Genomic DNA, 16318 nt, shown 5'->3' with positions numbered 1-16318 from the left:
GCTGAGGCGAATCGACTCATGAAGATCCACAAGTACGACACCGTGATCGTCGGCGCCGGTGGCGCGGGCATGCGCGCCGCCATCGAGGCGACGAAGCGCAGCCGCACCGCCGTGCTGACGAAGCTCTACCCCACCCGCTCCCACACGGGCGCCGCGCAGGGCGGCATGGCCGCCGCGCTGGCCAACGTGGAGGACGACAACTGGGAGTGGCACACCTTCGACACGGTCAAGGGCGGTGACTACCTGGTCGACCAGGACGCCGCCGAGATCCTGGCGAAGGAGGCCATCGACGCGGTCCTCGACCTCGAGAAGATGGGCCTGCCGTTCAACCGCACCCCGGACGGCACCATCGACCAGCGCCGCTTCGGCGGGCACTCCCGCAACCACGGCGAGGCGCCGGTCCGCCGGTCCTGCTACGCCGCGGACCGCACCGGCCACATGATCCTCCAGACCCTGTACCAGAACTGCGTCAAGGAGGGCGTGGAGTTCTTCAACGAGTTCTACGTCCTGGACCAGCTGCTGGTCGAGGTCGACGGCGTCAAGAAGTCGGCCGGCGTGGTCGCGTACGAGCTCGCCACCGGCGAGATCCACGTGTTCCAGGCGAAGTCCGTCATCTACGCCTCGGGCGGCACCGGCAAGTTCTTCAAGGTGACCTCCAACGCGCACACCCTCACGGGTGACGGCCAGGCAGCCTGCTACCGCCGCGGCCTGCCGCTGGAGGACATGGAGTTCTTCCAGTTCCACCCGACGGGCATCTGGCGCATGGGCATCCTGCTGACGGAGGGCGCCCGCGGTGAGGGCGGCATCCTGCGCAACAAGGACGGCGAGCGCTTCATGGAGAAGTACGCGCCGGTCATGAAGGACCTCGCGTCCCGTGACGTCGTCTCGCGCTCCATCTACACCGAGATCCGTGAGGGCCGCGGCTGCGGTCCGGCCGGTGACCACGTGTACCTGGACCTCACGCACCTGCCGCCGGAGCAGCTCGACGCGAAGCTCCCGGACATCACCGAGTTCGCCCGTACGTACCTCGGCATCGAGCCGTACACGGACCCGATCCCGATCCAGCCCACCGCGCACTACGCCATGGGCGGCATCCCGACCAACGTCGAGGGTGAGGTCCTGGCCGACAACACCACCGTCGTGCCCGGCCTGTACGCGGCCGGCGAGGTCGCGTGCGTGTCGGTGCACGGCGCGAACCGCCTGGGCACCAACTCGCTGCTGGACATCAACGTCTTCGGCAAGCGCTCGGGCATCGCGGCGGCCGCGTACGCGCACGAGAACGACTACGTCGAGCTGCCCGAGAACCCGGCGCAGCAGGTCATCGACCTGGTCGAGCAGCTGCGCGACTCCAACGGCCACGAGCGGGTCGCGGAGCTACGTCTGGAGCTCCAGGAGACGATGGACGCGTGCGTGATGGTGTTCCGTACGGAGCAGACCATCAAGACCGCGGTCGAGAAGATCGCGGAACTGCGGGCGCGCTACAAGAACGTGTCCGTCCAGGACAAGGGCAAGCGCTTCAACACGGACCTGCTGGAAGCCATCGAGCTGGGCAACCTGCTCGACCTGGCCGAGGTCATGGCCGTGTCCGCGCTCGCGCGCAAGGAGTCCCGCGGCGGTCACTACCGCGAGGACTACCCGAACCGCGACGACGTCAACTTCATGCGCCACACCATGGCGTACCGCGAGGTCGGCGACGACGGCACGGACTCCGTGCGGCTCGACTACAAGCCCGTCGTCGTCACCCGCTACCAGCCGATGGAGCGTAAGTACTGATGGGCACCCCGACCCTGAGCAAGACGGACAAGATGGAGGCCGCGGCCGCGGCCTCGCCCTTCATCACGGTCACGTTCCGGATCCGCCGCTTCAACCCCGAGGTCTCCGACCAGGCGGAGTGGCAGGACTTCCAGATCGAGATCGACCCGAAGGAGCGCGTGCTCGACGGTCTCCACAAGATCAAGTGGGACCTCGACGGCACGCTGACCTTCCGCCGCTCGTGCGCGCACGGCATCTGCGGCTCCGACGCGATGCGGATCAACGGCAAGAACAGGCTCGCCTGCAAGACGCTGATCAAGGACATCAACCCGGAGAAGCCGATCACCGTCGAGGCCATCAAGGGCCTCACGGTGATGAAGGACCTCATCGTCGACATGGAGCCCTTCTTCCAGGCGTACCGCGACGTCATGCCGTTCCTGATCACCAAGGGCAACGAGCCGACGCGCGAGCGCCTGCAGTCCGCCGAGGACCGCGAGCGCTTCGACGACACCACCAAGTGCATCCTGTGCGCCGCGTGCACGTCCTCGTGCCCGGTGTTCTGGAACGACGGCCAGTACTTCGGCCCGGCGGCGATCGTCAACGCGCACCGCTTCATCTTCGACTCGCGTGACGAGGCCGGCGAGCAGCGGCTGGAGATCCTGAACGACAAGGACGGCGTGTGGCGCTGCCGCACGACCTTCAACTGCACCGACGCGTGCCCGCGCGGCATCGAGGTCACGAAGGCGATCCAGGAAGTCAAGCGCGCCCTGATCACCCGGCGTTTCTGATTTTTTGACGCCTCTCTCGCGCGGCTCGGCCCTGGCGGGCCTCTCCGGCTTCGAGAGGCTGCGCCGGACTCCGTCCGCCGGTCTCGGCTGAGGCCGGTGGCCGTCAAGGCCCCACCCTCTCCGGATCTTGTCCGTGGGGGGCGGGGCCTTCGTCGTATCAGGCGGCGGTTGTCTCGGTCGGCAGTCCGGCCTCGACCCAGTCCTGGATGCCCTCCCGGTACTTGCGGACGTTGGTGTAGCCGAGGGCGGTCAGCCGGTCGGCGACCTGGCCGCTGTTGGGGCAGGCCGGGTTGGAGCAGTAGGTGACGATCGCGGCGTCGAGGTCGGGGAGCAGGTCCGGCGCCAGGTCGTCGACGTCCGCGCGGACGAGTTCGAGGGCGCCGGGCAGGTGCTGCTGGGCGTAGTACTCGCCGCCGAGGGCGTCGAGGACGGTGACCGAGCGCTCGGCTATCGCGGTGCGCAGTTCTTCACGGGTGATGAGTGCCGTCATGGCCATGCCCTTTCACTAGAAACGGACTATAGTCCGCTTGTGGAACGAGACATTAACGGACCGCAGTCCGCTTACGCAATCACCCCACCGCCGAAGGAACGGGCGGACGCCGCCCGCAACCGCGCCGCCGTCCTGGAAGCAGCCGCCGCGCTGTTCGCCGAGCACGGGGTGGAGGCGGTCTCCATGGACCAGATCGCCACGGCCGCCGGCGTCGGCAAGGGCACGCTCTTCCGGCGCTTCGGCGACAAGTCGGGGCTGGCGGTCGCGCTGCTGGACGCGCGGGAACGCGTACTCCAGCAGGCGATCCTGTCCGGCCCGCCACCCCTGGGCCCTGGCGCCCCGGCCGCGGACCGGATCACCGCCTTCACCGACGCCTACCTCGACTACCTGCTGGAGCACCTGGACCTCGTACGGGTCTCGGAGACGGCCACCCCCGGCGCCCGCTACCGCATCGGCGCCTACCGCTTCTGGCACCAGCACCTCTCGATCCTGCTGGCCGGGACCCCGGACCCGACCCACACCGCGCACGCCCTCCTGGCCACCCTGGCGGCCGAGCACGTCGCCGCCCTGCTGCCGGAGCTGGGCGAGCGGCGCGTCCGGGAGGGAGTACGCCGCCTCGCGCGCGGGGTCCTCGCCTAGGGGTCGGGACCCCATGCCCGGTCAGGGTCGACACAGGGTCGGGCGGGGGGTGTCACCCATGGTCGGCGGTTCTTCCTCACACCAGGCTTACAGCCATGACGAACCCCAAGAACTCCGCTGCCCGCACGGCCCGTTGGACCACCCTCATCGCCGCCGGCGCGGCCGTCGCGGCCCTCACCGCCGGGGCCCTGCCGGCCTCGGCGGCTCCCGCCGCACCCGTGACCGCAGGCGTCGGGCACCGGCCGGTCGACACCACCGCCCTGGCCGAGGCGATGGCCCCGGGCCTCATGGCGAGCGGCACCCTGGTCCGCGTGGGCGGGCACGGCGTGAGGTGGACGGGGGCCACCGGTCCGCTGTCGCAGGACCCGGCCGCGAACTTCCGGATCGGCAGCATCACCAAGCTGTTCACCTCCACCGTGGTGCTCCAGCTGATCGGCGAGGGCCGCTTCACCTTGGACACCCCGGTCCAGGAGATCCTCCCCGGCACCCTCCCGGCGCATTGGAAGCCGATCACCGTGGGCCAGCTCCTGAGCCACACCAGCGGCCTGGAGATGCCGTGCGTACCGTTCGGGGGCGTAACGGCCGCGACCCCGGAACAGGTCATCGCCCACTGGACCGACCCGAAGTGCCCGGCACCCCAGTACCCCGTCCTCACACAGCAGTACAACGGCGCCAACTACTTCCTCCTCGGCATGGTGATCGAGAAGGCCACCGGCCGGTCCTACGCCGACGAGGTCCACCGCCGGATCGCCCGTCCGCTCGCCCTGCGGCACACCTACTCCCCGAAGCCCGGGGACCGCTCCGTCCCGGCCCCGGCGCTGGCCGACTCCGGTGAGATCGAGCCGTGGGCCTGGTCGGAGGGCGGCATGATCTCCAACGCCCCCGACCTGGAGCGGTTCCTGGCCGCCCTGCTGCACGGCCGGCTGCTGAGGCCCGCCCAGCAGCAGCAGCTGTTCGCCATGCCGACCCTCCCGCCCGCCGGCACCGACCGCTACAGCATGAGCGGCATGATGCGCGCCGAGATCGACGGCGCCGTCGTCTGGGGCAAGACGGGCTCCATGGGCCCGTCCACCAGCGGAGTGTTCGGCACGACCGGCGGGCCCGCCCGCACGGTCGTCTACTCCCTCCTCCCCGCCTCCACCGACCGCACCGCGATGCGCGAGCACATCAGCCGCCTGATCGCCGCCGCCCTCTGACAGGGCTTCAGGGAGGCGGGGCACTGTGGAAGGATCGGAGGCATGAGCGAGCAGCAGCCGAATCCGTACGCGAGCGACCCGGGTCAGGGCGACTACAGGTGGGGTCCCGGCGATGCCAGTTACGGCTACCCCCAGCCCTACCCCGCCTCCGAGGCCTACCAGCCGACCATCGGCGGCGCGGGCATACCGGGCGGCCATTCGCACATGGTCCCCGCCCCCGGCCACGGCCCCACCCTGTCGCTGGGCGACATCACCATCTCCGGCGACCAGATCATCACCCCGTCGGGCTCGATGCCGCTCCGGGGCGCGGTATGGAACGCCACCGACTTCTCGCGCACCGAGGAGAAGATCCCGACCCACGCGATCGTGCTGGCGATCGTCTTCGCGCTGTTCTGCCTGATCGGCCTGCTGTTCCTCCTGATGAAGGAGAAGGTCACCACGGGCTACATCCAGATCACGGTCACCAGTGGCGGCCGCCACCACTCCACGATGATCCCGGCGACCGACGCGTACACCATGCAGTGGGTGATGGGCCAGATCAACTACGCCCGCTCGCTCAGCATCTGACGGTCCCGACCGTAGGCGCGGCGCGGGCCACCCTCGGCCGGCGGTACGGACGTTCCATGCCGTGGCGGCCGACCGGCCGCGCTGGGCCTCGTACGTCCACCGGCGGGCCGTAGACAGTACGGGCGGGCCGGAAACGGGGTGGCGTCCGGGCCGGGAGGATCGGGCCACGGATCCTTTCCCATGACATGGCCGGACCCGGCGACGGGCCGGCCGTCGCACTCCTGCACTCCTCCGTCTGCGACCGGCGCCTGTGGGACCCCCAGTGGGGACCGCTGGCCGAGGCCGGGTTCCGGGTGGTCCGGCCCGACTTCCGGCCCTGCGGGGACTCCCCCGCCGCGCAGGGCCCGTACAGCGACGACGGGGACGTCCTCGCACTGCTGGACGACCTCGGCATCGAGCGGGCCGCGCTCATCGGCTCCTCCTACGGCGGCCGGGTCGCGCTGCGCATCGCCGCCCGGCACCCGGCGCGGGTGACCCGCCTGGCCCTGCTCTGCGCGGGCCGCCCGGGATTCCGGCCTGGCCCGCAGACGCGGGAGTTCGGCGCCGCCGAGGACGCCCTGATGGAGGCCGGCGACCTGGCGGGCGCGGCCGAGCTGAACGCGCGCACCTGGCTGGGCCCGTACGCCGACGAGGCCGCTCACGCGGCCGTACGCGAGATGCAGCTCGGCAACGTCCAGGGCTGCCCGGCCGACACCGAGGACCACGAGCTCCCGGAGCCGGAGACCGACCTGACCGCCGTCACCGCCCCGACCCTCGCCCTCGGCGGCGCCCACGACCTCCCGGACTTCCGCCGCATCGCCGCCGAACTGCCCACCCTGATCCCGGCCGCCACCCACCGCGAACTCCCCTGGGCGGGCCACCTGCCCTCGCTGGAGCGCCCGGCGGAGATCACGAAGCTGCTGAGGGAGTTCCTGCACTCGGTCCGGTGACCCGCAGAAGGCTTGAACATGTTCAAAAGAAGGTCTACAGTCAACGACGTCAGCAGTTGAACATGTTCAAGGGGGCTGAGGGCAATGGACCTCACCGTGATTGCGTACATCACCTACCTGGTCATCAGCATCGGACTCACGATCTGGGTGGCCCGCACGCTCAGCCGTAACGGCCGCGTCTTCATCGCCGACGTCCTTCACGGCGACGAGAAACTCGCGGACGCCGTCAACCACCTCCTGGTGGTCGGCTTCTACCTCGTGAACCTCGGCTTCGTCGCCCTCCACCTGCGCTCGGGCGAGCCGATGTACGACGCCCGCGGCCTCTTCGAGGTGCTCTCGGTCAAGCTCGGCGTCGTCCTGCTCGTCCTCGGCGTCATGCACCTCGGCAACGTCTGGGTGCTCAACAAGATGCGCCGCCGCGGAATCATGGAGCGCCGGCAGACGCCGCCGGTCGCCCCCCAGGGCTGGACCGCTCCGGCAGGGGTCTGACCGATGGCCCCGGCAGCGCGGACCACGGCCATCCGCCACCTGACCGTTCTCTACGACGCCAACTGCCCGGTCTGCGTCCACATCCGGCAGTGGCTCCTCGGGCAGCGGTGCCTGGTGCCGCTGTGGCTCGTCCCCGCCGCGTCCTTCGAGGCGCAGCGGCGGTTCCCGCGACTGGACCACGCCTCGACGCTCCGCGAGATCACCGTGGTCGGCGACCAGGGGCAGGTGTGGACCGGGACCGACGCCTTCATCGTGTGTCTGTGGGCGCTGGCCGAGCACCGGCCGAGGGCCGACTGGCTGGCCACCCCGGCAGGTCGGCCCTTCGCCAAGGCGGCCATGTACACGGTCGCCGCGGTGCGGCACGCCGTACGCACCGACGCCGAAGCGGAGCCCGGAGAAGCGGTCTGTGACGATCAGTGCTCCGCACCCCGATAGGCTCGGACACCGTGACAGATCAGAAGGCGCCCAAGAGCGAGCAGACCCGCACGCTCATCCTCGAAACCGCTCTCCGGCTCTTCCAGGAGCGCGGGTTCGACAAGACGACCATGCGGGCCATCGCCAAGGAGGCAGGGGTCTCGGTCGGCAACGCCTATTACTACTTCGCGTCCAAGGAGCACTTGGTCCAGGGCTTCTACGACCGGATCGGCGCCGCCCACCAGGCCGCCGTCCGGCCGATCCTGGACAGCGAGACCGATCTGCAGAAGCGGCTCGCGGGGGTGCTGACGAGCTGGCTGGACATCGCCGCTCCGTACCACGAGTTCGCGTCACAGTTCTTCAAGAACGCGGCGGATCCCGAGAGTCCGCTCAGCCCCTTCTCGCCGGAATCGGAACCGGCGCGCAGGGCGGCGATCGAGATGCACCGGGAGGTGCTGGCCGGGGCGAAGACGAAGGTGCCGGACGAGCTGGCCGACGTACTGCCGGAGTTGATGTGGCTCTCGCAGATGGGACTGGTCCTGTACTGGGTCTTCGACCGCTCGCCGGACAGTCAGAAGACGCGGCGCCTCGCGGAGCGCGGCGCGCAGCTGACGACGAGGGGCATCGTCCTCGCCCGGTTCCGGGTGCTGCGGCCGCTGGTGCGCGAGGTGCACGAGCTGTTCGCGGACTTCCTGCCGGGGATGGCGCAGACGGCGGTGTCCCGCAAGCGCGCCTCGGACCCGCACCCCGAAGAGGGCTGAGCCTCAGGCGCCGAGGACCAGCAGGGTCGCGACGGCGGGGCCGAAGGCGCCGCCGAGCTGGTAGCAGAGGGTGAACAGGCCGATGGCGCTGGGGCGCTGGGTCTGATCGGAGGCGCTCGCGACGGCGTGCGTCGACAGGATGGCGTTGGCGGCACTGGCGGTGAACACGCCCGCAGCGGTGGCCGCCAGGAGCAGCGGTCCCGAGGTGGCGTACGCCCCGGTGAGGGCGGCGAGCGCGCCGATCGAGACCAGGACCGTACGGACCACCGTGCGGCTCATCCGGGTCGAGGCGGCGGCGAGCAGCCAGGACAGGGCGGATCCGGCGAGCAGGGCGACCAGTTGACCGGTTCCGGCGGATGCCGCGTCCCATCCGGCGCGGTCGGCGAGCAGCCGGGGCACCGTGAAGAGCAGCGTGAAGTAGGACGCGGACAGGGCCAGCGCGAGCAGCGCGGAGACGACGAAGGCGGGCCGGCGGAGCAGGGCGGCGGGCACGAAGCCGGCCGGGCGGCGACGGACGTGCAGGGCGAGCAGCGCGGCGGCGGCGAGGGCCCCGCCCAGGGCCGAGAGCGGCGCGGTGGGCAGCAGGACCAGGGCGGTGGCGAGGGCGGTCAGCAGGGCGGCGCCCCGGGCGTCGAACCGGCCGGGCGCGGGCGGGGTCCCCGTACCGGCGTGCCGGATGACGGCGGGCAGCGCGAGCAGGGAGAGCGCGGAGACGGCGAGGGCGAGCCGCCAGGACAGGGAATCCGCGAGGGCCCGGCCGAGCAGCGGCCCGGCGGCGCCGAGCATGCCGAAGCCCGCGCTGATGACGCCCATACGGCGGGCGCTTCCGGCGAGGCTGATGGCGGCGGCCACCAGCCCGGCGCCCCCTGCGGCCTGGGCGCAGCGGCCGAGCAGGGTGAGCGGCAGCCACGGGGAGACGGCGACGAGCAGGGTGCCGGCGAGGACGAGCAGGGTGGCCGGCCGGAGCACCGCCGTCAGGCCGCGGTGGCGCAGCAGCCCGGCGAACAGCGGGGTGCCGACGGCCATGGCCCAGCCGAAGGCGGTGAGCAGCCAGCCGGCGGTGCCCGCGCCGACGCCGAGGGAGGTGGCCATGTCGGGGAGGATCAGCACCGGCGCGTTGGCCCCGGCGGCGATGGGGGTGGCCAGCAGGGCGAGCCAGAAGACGGGGACGGGACGGCGGGCCCCGGCGCCGGGCGCCTTCGGCGTCGCGGTCCCGCTTCCGGCGGGTCCGGTGGTGACGGACATGAACGGCCACTCCCCTTCATTTTCTCAACCTTAAGTATCTAAACGTTGAGATAAAAGCAGGCCGATTACCTCAGCGTCAAGTGTCTTAACGTTGAGGTAATCGCGGCTATCCTGGGCCCCATGAAGAACGACATGGTGGCCACCGTCGTCGGCCAATGGGCGGCCGAACGCCCCGACCTGGCGGACGAGCTGTGGCCCGTCGAGGTCCTGGCCCGGATCCAGCGGATGACGCGGATCATCGACAAGCAGCTCAAGACCTTCATGGCCGAACACGGGCTGGAGGTCGGCGAGTTCGACGTCCTGGCCAGCCTGCTCCGCTCAGGCCCGCCCTACGCCCTCACCGCGGGCTCCCTGATCCCGGCGGCCATGGTGACCTCGGGCGCCATCACCAACCGGATCGACCGCCTGGAGGCCAAGGGCCTGGTCGAACGCGTCCGCGACGACGCCGACCGGCGCTCGGTGCGCATCCGCCTGACCGAGCGCGGCCGGGAGCTCACCGGACGCGTCATGGAGGCGCACCTCGAGCACTACGCCCAGCTCCTGGCCCCACTGGACCGCGACACGTCCACCACCCTGGCCGAGGCCCTCCACCGCCTCCTCCTCGCCCACGGCGACACCCCGGGCGGCGGCTGAACCGCGACCACGCAGCCGCCGCGCAACGGATCCGCCGGCGCATCGCGTCCCGGGGCCCGGCCCAGGTGGTGCCCGGTCAGGCCTGGTACGAGGCGAGCTCGACGACCGTGATGTCGGACGGCGCGCCGACCCGGACCGGCGGACCCCAGGCGCCGGCGCCCCGGGACACGTAGAGCTGCGTGTCCCCGTACCGCTCCAGGCCCGCGACGGTCGGGTTCGCCAGCTCGGCGAGGTACTTGCCCGGCCAGAGCTGGCCGCCGTGGGTGTGGCCGGAGAGCTGGAGGTCCACCCCGTGGCGGACGGCGTCGTCGATGACGACCGGCTGGTGGGCCAGGAGCACGGAAGTGCGCGCGCGGTCGCGGTCCCCGAGGGCCGCCTGGAAGTCGGGGCCGTGCCCCTCCTTCTCGCCCGCGATGTCGTTGACCCCGGCGAGGTCGAAGTGCGGGAGCTCGCGGCGGGCGTTCTCCAGGGGTGTCAGGCCGAGTTCACGGACGTGGTCCACCCACTGCTGGGCGCCGGAGAAGTACTCGTGGTTGCCGGTGACGAAGAAGCTGCCGTGACGGGACCGCAGCCCGCGCAGGGGCTCGGCGGCCGGGCCGAGGTCGCGGACGTCGCCGTCGACGAGGTCGCCGACGATCGCGATCAGGTCCGGCTGCGTACGGTTGACCGCGTCGACGACCCGCTGGGCGTGGGCCCGGCCGAGGACCGGGCCGAGGTGGACGTCACTGACGACGGCGATACGGAAGCCGTGCGCCGCGCGGGGCAACCGGGCGAGGGGGACCTGGACCCGCTTGACGCGCGGCCCGCGGAGTACTCCGTAGGTTCCGGTGCCGACGGTGACGCCGGTCGCGACGACGGCCGCCGCCCCCAGCGTCCGCGCGACGAACACCCGCCGGCTGACCCCGCCGGGGGCCGCCGCCCCTCCGTCCGCGCCGGCCGCCCCGACGGATCCAACCACCGCGGTGACCGCGGGGGCCGTGACCGGGTCGGCCGTGACCATGGGGGCCGTGGCCGTGGGGGCCGGGCTCTGCGGGGCCGTCGCCGTCTCCGCCCCGTCCCCGCTCTGCCGCATGTGCGGCTGCGCCGCGTGGTGGGTCTGCGCCCCGGACCCGGTCACCGCACCGTCTGCGGCGGGGCCGTCGGGGCCCCGCCCCGAACCCGCGTGAACCAGCCCCTCCGGCGATCGAGGGGCGGGAGCCGCAGACCGGCGGAGCCAAAGGGCTCGGACCGGTTCCGTCAGGAGCACGGCCAGGGTCAGGTACAGCAGGACCGCCAGCCACATGAAGCCCGGCCACGCCACCAGCCGCTCCAGCCAGAACGGAGCCCCCAACCGGCCCGAGGTCAGGGCGGCCACCGACAGCAGCGGCAGCGCGAAGGCCAGGACGGTACCTGTACGGCGTACCGCACCCCCCGCGCGGGTCGTGTCACGGACCAGCCGGATCCAGAGCCACCGGTGGACGAGAACCAGCAGGGACAGCACCGCCGCCGCGACCGCGACGAAGACGAGAACGGTCATCGTGATTCCCGCCTCAGCGCCAGCAGGCCGCGCAACCCGATCACACCAACGGCCGTCCCCAGGAGAAAGGACGCCACGGCAAGGAGAAGGTGGACCCAGAAGTACCCCGTAGGATCACCGGCCGCGTCGAAAGCGAGGCCGCTGCTGTTCTTCCACAGGTTCCGGACGAAGGACACCCAGATGAACCAGCTCCACACTCCGAAGGCGAACAGGAACCAGGAGGCGCTGCGGCTGAGTTTCATGTCCCCAGTATCGGATTCCTACGCGGGAAGGACGCGCCGGGGTGGGCTGTACCGGCGGTGGTTGCGGCGGGTTGGCCGGTCAGCGACGGCAGACAGCCAATCAGGATGTACTTTCACCTGCGTGTATGCCAAGAAGACCGCGCTGACGGTCCTTTCCGCCGCGCTGCTGGTCCCTGCGGTCCTCGCGGCCTCCGCACACGCCGACCCCTCGGTGAAGCCCCCGGTCCCCGTCACGGACGGGAAGGGAAAGCCGCAGGCCCGCAAGGCGGCGGCCCCGGCCGCCCCCGCGCCGCCCGCCTCGATGTCCACGGTCGGCGGAGCGCGGCTCGGGCAGCCCGGGACCCAGGTGAACCTGCTGCCCGGCGCGCCCGCCCTGCCCGCCAACCTCAGCGGGCGCTCGTGGATCGTGGCGGACGCCGAGAGCGGCGAGGTCATGGCGGCACACAACGCGCACTGGCGGCTGCCCCCCGCCTCCACCCTGAAGATGCTCTTCGCCGACACCCTGCTGCCCGGCTTCCGCAAGGAGCAGGTCCACAAGGTCACCTGGGACGAGATGTCGGACGTCGGCCCGGGAAGCAGCCTGGTGGGGGTCAAGGAGGACCACGAGTACACCGTCCACGACCTGTGGCTCGGGGTCTTCCTCAAGTCCGGGAACGACGCCGTGCACGTACTTTCGGCCATGAACGGCGGCATCGAGAAGACCGTCAAGGACATGCAGGCGCACGCCGAGGAACTCCAGGCCCTGGACACCCACGTGGTCTCGCCGGACGGCTACGACGCCCCGGACCAGGTGTCGAGCGCCTACGACCTCACCCTCATCGCCCGCTCCGGGCTGCAGAAGCAGGACTTCCGGGAGTACGCCAGGACGGTGACCGCGGAGTTCCCCGGCAAGCACGAGCCCGGGAAGCCGCGCGAAACCTTCGAGATCCAGACCACCAACCGGCTGATGACGGGCGCGGGGGGCATCACCCCCTACAAGGGCATCGCCGGGGTGAAGAACGGCAACACCACCATGGCCGGCTCCACCTTCACCGGCGTGGCGCAGCGCGGGAACAGGAAACTGCTGGTCACGGTGATGAACCCGGACACGGGCGGCGCCAACTCGGTCTACGAGGAGACCGCCTCCCTCTTCGACTGGGGCTTCGCGGCGGCCGGCAAGGTCAAGCCTGTGGGCGAGCTGGTGCCACCGAAGAGCGCCGACACCACGTCCCTCGGCTCCCCCGCCAAGTCCCACGAGAACAACGCCTCGGCGGCCGGGGACGACTCCGGCAGCAGCGGCCTCGGCACGGCGGTCGGCATCGCGGGCGGCGCGCTGGCCGTCCTGGCGGGCGGGTCGTTCGCGTTCAACCGCCGCCGGCCCCGCGGCCGCCGCGGCTCGGGCGGCGAGAGCGGATGGGACAGCTGAGGGCTGGGCGGCCGGGGGCGGCTAGGAGGCCGGTTCCTCCTCCGTACCCTCCTCCGTACTGTAGTCGCGGGTCGACGTCCAGGCGGCGCAGAAGAGGAGCAGCTTCGCCGTGAAGTTGATCCAGAGGAGCAGGGCGATCGGGACGCCGAAGGCGCCGTACATGCTCTTCGCGGCGACCTCCCGGATGTACCCGCTGAGCAGCAGCTTCAGGAGCTCGAAGCCGGCCGCGCCGATCAGGGCGGCCTGGATCAGGCGGCCCCTCGCCGGTTCGACGCCGGGCAGCAGGGTCAGGACGTAGAGCAGGAGAAGGAAGGCCGCCAGCACACCCACGAGGAAGGCCCCGCCGCGCAGCAGCGCGCCGCCCGCGCCCTCGCGCGGGATCCCCAGGAGCTCGCCGAACTTGCCGACCGCGCTGGAGCCGACGATCGACGCCGCGGCCGAGCCGAGGGCCGCGCCGCCGAGGCCTAGGAGGACGAGGGCGTCCTTGCCCTTGCGGACGAAGGGGTTGCCCTCGTCCTCGTCGTCCTTCTCCCACACGGCGCGCAGGCAGTCGCGCATCGAGCCGACCCAGCCGATGCCGGTGAAGAGGAGAAGGGCGCCGGCGACGAGACCGACCGTGCCGGCGTTGGCGACGAGGGCGTCGAGGTCGAGCTGGTCGGAGATGCCGGGGACCTGCTCGGCGAGGTTCTTCTGGAGCGTGTCGAGCTGCTCCTGGCTGAGCAGGGCGGCCCCGACGGCGGCGGCCACGGTGATCAGCGGGAAGAGCGCGAGGAAGCTGATGAAGGTGATGGCGGCGGCGAGCCGGGTCCAGTGCACGTGGTCGAGACGCTCGTAGGAACGCCACGCGTGGGTCCGCGTCAGGGCGGCCACCAGCGGACCGATCACCGGGAGTTTCGTCAGCCAGTCCATGCGGTCACCGTAATTCAGACGCCGGAAATAGCCGGGATTGTCGCTTTCGGGGACTAAGTTCGTCGATTGTGACTTTTCCCCCGACGGCTCGTCCGTTCCACGCCCTGGTCCTGCGAAGGCTCCGTTTCCGCACCTTCCAGGCCCTGCGGCCGCTGCGTCAGGAGCGGCGTGCCGCCGCCTCCGCGGCCGTGTCGGTGGTCGACACGGACTGCGCCGGGACGCCGGTGGGGCCCGTACCGAAGGGGTACTCGCGCAGCTTGCGCCAGACGCCGTCCGAGCCCTGCTCGTAGAGCGCGAAGCCCTCGCACAGCCACTCGGCGGCGTAGTCCCCGAGCTCGGCGAAGGCCCGGTCCATCGCGTCCTCGGCGATCCCGTGGGCGACCGTGACGTGCGGGTGGTACGGGAACGCCAGCTCGCGGCTGAGCGGCCCCTCGGGATCACGGACCCGGCCCTGGAGGCGGGTGCAGCCCGCGGCACCCTCGGCGAGCTGGACGAAGACGACCGGCGAGAGGGGGCGGAAGGTTCCCGTCCCCGCCAGGCGCATCGCGAAGGAGCGGAAGGACTGCGCGACCTCGGCCAGGTGCGCCCGGATCAGCGGCAGCCGGTCCGTGTCCACCTCGGTGGGCGGTACGAGGGTGACGTGCGTGGGGATGCCGTGCGCGGCAGCGTCCCCGAAGCCCGCGCGCAGCCCCTGGAGCTGGCTGCCGTACGGCTCCGGGACCGCGATCGAAACGCCGAGCGTTACGGTCCCCACGTCTGTCTCCTCCGTCTGTCTGTTGGCGCGGATGCGCGATGCGCGGATGCTGCCGCCTCAGTGTGGCGGCAGCACCCCCTCGACCGCCAGAGCCTCTGGGCGTCAGTGCTTGGCGGGCAGGAAGCCGAGGCGGTCGTACGTCTGCGCCAGGGTCTCGGCGGCGACCGCGCGGGCCTTCTCCGCGCCCTTGGCCAGGACGGAGTCCAGCGTCTCCGGGTCGTCCAGGTATTCCTGGGTGCGCCGCTTGAAGGGTGTGACGAAATCGACCATCACGCCGGCCAGGTCGGTCTTCAGCGCGCCGTAGCCCTTGCCCTCGTACCGGGTCTCCAGGGCGGGGATCGTCTCGCCCGTGAGAGTGGAGTAGATCGTGAGCAGGTTGCTGACGCCGGGCTTCTTCTCGGTGTCGAAACGGATCTCGGCCTCGGTGTCGGTGACCGCGCTCTTGATCTTCTTCTCGGTGACCTTGGGCTCGTCGAGGAGGTTGATCAGGCCCTTGGGGGACGAAGCCGACTTCGACATCTTGATCGCCGGGTCCTGGAGGTCGTAGATCTTCGCGACCTCCTTGACGATGTGCGCGGCGGGGAGCGTGAAGGTCTGGCCGAAGCGCTGGTTGAAGCGCTCGGCCAGGTCGCGGGTCAGCTCGATGTGCTGGCGCTGGTCCTCGCCGACCGGGACGGCGTTCGCCTGGTAGAGGAGGATGTCGGCGACCTGGAGGATCGGGTACGTGAACAGGCCGACGGTGGCGTTGTTCGCGCCCTGCCTGGCGGACTTGTCCTTGAACTGGGTCATCCGGCTGGCCTCGCCGAAACCGGTGATGCAGTTCATCACCCAGCCGAGCTGCGCGTGCTCGGGCACGTGGCTCTGGATGAACAGCGTGCAGCGGTCCGGGTCCAGGCCGGCCGCGAGGAGCTGCGCGGCGGACAGGCGGGTGTTCGCGCGGAGATCCTTCGGATCCTGCGGCATGGTGATCGCGTGCAGGTCGACGACCATGTAGAAGGCGTCGTGCGTCTCCTGTAGTGCGACGTACTGGCGGATGGCTCCGAGGTAGTTCCCGAGGTGGAACGAACCGGAGGTGGGCTGGATACCGGAGAGCGCGCGAGGACGATCAGAAGCCATGGCTTCATTCTCTCAGGTTGGGGGCGCGGTTCGGCCCCGCGCTGGCCGGAACCGGTCCGCGCCGCGGGGCCGGCGCCGGGCCGCACGCGGGTACCGGACGGTAGCGACCCGTCCGGATCTTGCCCCGGCCGAGCGACCGCTTTCCCTTCCTCCCGCCCCCGGGGTGCCGCCCCGCCCCGGCGCCTCAAACGCCGGCGGGGCTGGTTCGTGCTGGGGCCCCCGGCCCGGCCAACCGCTGGACGGGGCCTCCCACACTCCGTCCGCCCCTGCGCCTCAAACGCCGGCGAGGCCGGGTTGGGCTCCGGCCTCAGGCCCGGCCAACCGCTGCACCGGGCCTTCCGGGCGCCGCCCAGACCCGCGCCTCAAACGCCGACGAGGCCGTTGCGGCTGAAGCGGACCAGCAGCCGCCGGTGCTGCATGTCGACCACCGGCCGCGGCGCCGTCAACGTGGATCCGGCGCCCGGCAGCTTCAG

The 16318-nt window shown here is 71.3% G+C and carries 18 protein-coding genes; 11 read left to right on the top strand and 7 right to left on the bottom strand.

The features are described 5' to 3' along the window. Positions 1 to 18: 18 nt before the first annotated feature. Positions 19 to 1773 (top strand): succinate dehydrogenase flavoprotein subunit, encoded by a 1755-nt coding sequence (sdhA, locus tag ACWDYJ_RS30550; RefSeq protein ID WP_451568831.1) that lies wholly within the window; start codon positions 19 to 21, stop codon positions 1771 to 1773. Next, a complete protein-coding gene (locus ACWDYJ_RS30545; RefSeq protein ID WP_451568830.1) occupies positions 1773 to 2540 on the top strand; it encodes a succinate dehydrogenase iron-sulfur subunit in 768 nt (255 codons plus the stop codon). Before sdhA ends, ACWDYJ_RS30545 begins: the two co-directional genes overlap by 1 nt. A 157-nt stretch (positions 2541 to 2697) precedes the next feature. Here ACWDYJ_RS30545 and ACWDYJ_RS30540 read toward each other — a convergent pair whose 3' ends face one another. Next, a complete protein-coding gene (locus tag ACWDYJ_RS30540; RefSeq protein ID WP_451568829.1) occupies positions 2698 to 3030 on the bottom strand; it encodes a rhodanese-like domain-containing protein in 333 nt (110 codons plus the stop codon). A gap of 39 nt (positions 3031 to 3069) precedes the next feature. Here ACWDYJ_RS30540 and ACWDYJ_RS30535 point away from each other — a divergent pair, with 39 nt between their 5' ends. The 7 genes from ACWDYJ_RS30535 to ACWDYJ_RS30505 all read left to right on the top strand — a co-directional run bounded on the left by ACWDYJ_RS30535 (position 3070) and on the right by ACWDYJ_RS30505 (position 8025). Next, positions 3070 to 3669: a TetR/AcrR family transcriptional regulator gene (locus ACWDYJ_RS30535; protein WP_451568828.1), complete on the top strand. Its 600-nt coding sequence runs from the start codon at positions 3070 to 3072 to the stop codon at positions 3667 to 3669. Positions 3670 to 3764: 95 nt separating this feature from the next. Next, complete coding sequence (locus tag ACWDYJ_RS30530; RefSeq protein ID WP_451568827.1) at positions 3765 to 4865, top strand: serine hydrolase domain-containing protein; 1101 nt, start codon at positions 3765 to 3767, stop codon at positions 4863 to 4865. 42 nt (positions 4866 to 4907) lie between these two features. Beyond that, a complete protein-coding gene (locus ACWDYJ_RS30525) occupies positions 4908 to 5432 on the top strand; it encodes a hypothetical protein (protein ID WP_451568826.1) in 525 nt (174 codons plus the stop codon). 185 nt (positions 5433 to 5617) lie between these two features. Then, positions 5618 to 6361, top strand: coding sequence for an alpha/beta fold hydrolase (locus ACWDYJ_RS30520; RefSeq protein ID WP_451568825.1), 744 nt, complete (start codon positions 5618 to 5620; stop codon positions 6359 to 6361). A gap of 84 nt (positions 6362 to 6445) precedes the next feature. Beyond that, on the top strand, positions 6446 to 6850 hold the full coding sequence (locus ACWDYJ_RS30515; protein WP_451568824.1) for a hypothetical protein: 405 nt from the start codon (positions 6446 to 6448) through the stop codon (positions 6848 to 6850). 3 nt (positions 6851 to 6853) lie between these two features. Then, positions 6854 to 7285, top strand: a complete 432-nt coding sequence (locus ACWDYJ_RS30510; protein WP_451568823.1) for a thiol-disulfide oxidoreductase DCC family protein — start codon at positions 6854 to 6856, stop codon at positions 7283 to 7285. An 11-nt stretch (positions 7286 to 7296) separates the two neighbouring features. Then, entirely contained in the window at positions 7297 to 8025 is a 729-nt protein-coding gene (locus ACWDYJ_RS30505; protein ID WP_451568822.1) for a TetR family transcriptional regulator, read from the top strand. 3 nt (positions 8026 to 8028) lie between these two features. Here the strand turns inward: ACWDYJ_RS30505 and ACWDYJ_RS30500 are convergent, their stop codons facing one another. Next, complete coding sequence (locus ACWDYJ_RS30500; RefSeq protein WP_451568821.1) at positions 8029 to 9270, bottom strand: MFS transporter; 1242 nt, start codon at positions 9268 to 9270, stop codon at positions 8029 to 8031. A 120-nt stretch (positions 9271 to 9390) separates the two neighbouring features. Between ACWDYJ_RS30500 and ACWDYJ_RS30495 the strand changes: the two genes are divergently transcribed. Next, positions 9391 to 9903 carry a MarR family winged helix-turn-helix transcriptional regulator gene (locus ACWDYJ_RS30495; RefSeq protein ID WP_451568820.1) on the top strand — a complete coding sequence of 171 codons (513 nt, stop codon included), beginning with the start codon at positions 9391 to 9393 and terminating at the stop codon, positions 9901 to 9903. A 76-nt stretch (positions 9904 to 9979) separates the two neighbouring features. Here the strand turns inward: ACWDYJ_RS30495 and ACWDYJ_RS30490 are convergent, their stop codons facing one another. Both ACWDYJ_RS30490 and ACWDYJ_RS30485 read right to left on the bottom strand, forming a co-directional pair. Further along, positions 9980 to 11419, bottom strand: coding sequence for a metallophosphoesterase (locus ACWDYJ_RS30490; protein ID WP_451568819.1), 1440 nt, complete (start codon positions 11417 to 11419; stop codon positions 9980 to 9982). Next, positions 11416 to 11661 (bottom strand): SCO4848 family membrane protein, encoded by a 246-nt coding sequence (locus tag ACWDYJ_RS30485; protein WP_451568818.1) that lies wholly within the window; start codon positions 11659 to 11661, stop codon positions 11416 to 11418. The genes ACWDYJ_RS30490 and ACWDYJ_RS30485 overlap by 4 nt, the downstream gene beginning before the upstream one ends. Between ACWDYJ_RS30485 and ACWDYJ_RS30480 the strand changes: the two genes are divergently transcribed. Then, positions 11600 to 13066, top strand: a complete 1467-nt coding sequence (locus ACWDYJ_RS30480; RefSeq protein ID WP_451568817.1) for a D-alanyl-D-alanine carboxypeptidase — start codon at positions 11600 to 11602, stop codon at positions 13064 to 13066. The genes ACWDYJ_RS30485 and ACWDYJ_RS30480 overlap by 62 nt on opposite strands. 21 nt (positions 13067 to 13087) lie before the next feature. Here the strand turns inward: ACWDYJ_RS30480 and ACWDYJ_RS30475 are convergent, their stop codons facing one another. From ACWDYJ_RS30475 to trpS, 3 genes are all read right to left on the bottom strand, one after another. Next, the gene (locus ACWDYJ_RS30475) at positions 13088 to 13975 is read right to left on the bottom strand and encodes a YhjD/YihY/BrkB family envelope integrity protein (protein ID WP_451568816.1); all 888 of its coding nucleotides are present in this window, start codon (positions 13973 to 13975) and stop codon (positions 13088 to 13090) included. Between the two features lie 157 nt (positions 13976 to 14132). Next, the gene (locus ACWDYJ_RS30470) at positions 14133 to 14729 is read right to left on the bottom strand and encodes a 2'-5' RNA ligase family protein (protein ID WP_451568815.1); all 597 of its coding nucleotides are present in this window, start codon (positions 14727 to 14729) and stop codon (positions 14133 to 14135) included. Positions 14730 to 14831: 102 nt separating this feature from the next. Continuing rightward, positions 14832 to 15845: a tryptophan--tRNA ligase gene (gene trpS, locus ACWDYJ_RS30465; protein ID WP_451568814.1), complete on the bottom strand. Its 1014-nt coding sequence runs from the start codon at positions 15843 to 15845 to the stop codon at positions 14832 to 14834. Between the last annotated feature and the right edge of the window lie 473 nt (positions 15846 to 16318).

It is taken from the genome of Streptomyces sp. NPDC003042, assembly GCF_053591315.1.
Note: the sequence above shows the minus strand (reverse complement) of the source record. Positions and strands in the feature narration are given on the sequence as shown.

Bases quoted from the DNA above. Each gene is read 5' to 3' on its own strand.
- sdhA (WP_451568831.1), top strand. From the start codon at position 19: ATGAAGATCCACAAGTACGACACCGTGATCGTCGGCGCCGGTGGCGCG.
- ACWDYJ_RS30545 (WP_451568830.1), top strand. From the start codon at position 1,773: ATGGGCACCCCGACCCTGAGCAAGACGGACAAGATGGAGGCCGCGGCC.
- ACWDYJ_RS30540 (WP_451568829.1), bottom strand. From the start codon at position 3,030: ATGACGGCACTCATCACCCGTGAAGAACTGCGCACCGCGATAGCCGAG.
- ACWDYJ_RS30530 (WP_451568827.1), top strand. From the start codon at position 3,765: ATGACGAACCCCAAGAACTCCGCTGCCCGCACGGCCCGTTGGACCACC.
- ACWDYJ_RS30525 (WP_451568826.1), top strand. From the start codon at position 4,908: ATGAGCGAGCAGCAGCCGAATCCGTACGCGAGCGACCCGGGTCAGGGC.
- ACWDYJ_RS30520 (WP_451568825.1), top strand. From the start codon at position 5,618: ATGGCCGGACCCGGCGACGGGCCGGCCGTCGCACTCCTGCACTCCTCC.
- ACWDYJ_RS30515 (WP_451568824.1), top strand. From the start codon at position 6,446: ATGGACCTCACCGTGATTGCGTACATCACCTACCTGGTCATCAGCATC.
- ACWDYJ_RS30510 (WP_451568823.1), top strand. From the start codon at position 6,854: ATGGCCCCGGCAGCGCGGACCACGGCCATCCGCCACCTGACCGTTCTC.
- ACWDYJ_RS30500 (WP_451568821.1), bottom strand. From the start codon at position 9,270: ATGTCCGTCACCACCGGACCCGCCGGAAGCGGGACCGCGACGCCGAAG.
- ACWDYJ_RS30495 (WP_451568820.1), top strand. From the start codon at position 9,391: ATGAAGAACGACATGGTGGCCACCGTCGTCGGCCAATGGGCGGCCGAA.
- ACWDYJ_RS30490 (WP_451568819.1), bottom strand. From the start codon at position 11,419: ATGACCGTTCTCGTCTTCGTCGCGGTCGCGGCGGCGGTGCTGTCCCTG.
- ACWDYJ_RS30480 (WP_451568817.1), top strand. From the start codon at position 11,600: ATGAACCAGCTCCACACTCCGAAGGCGAACAGGAACCAGGAGGCGCTG.
- ACWDYJ_RS30485 (WP_451568818.1), bottom strand. From the start codon at position 11,661: ATGAAACTCAGCCGCAGCGCCTCCTGGTTCCTGTTCGCCTTCGGAGTG.
- ACWDYJ_RS30475 (WP_451568816.1), bottom strand. From the start codon at position 13,975: ATGGACTGGCTGACGAAACTCCCGGTGATCGGTCCGCTGGTGGCCGCC.
- trpS (WP_451568814.1), bottom strand. From the start codon at position 15,845: ATGGCTTCTGATCGTCCTCGCGCGCTCTCCGGTATCCAGCCCACCTCC.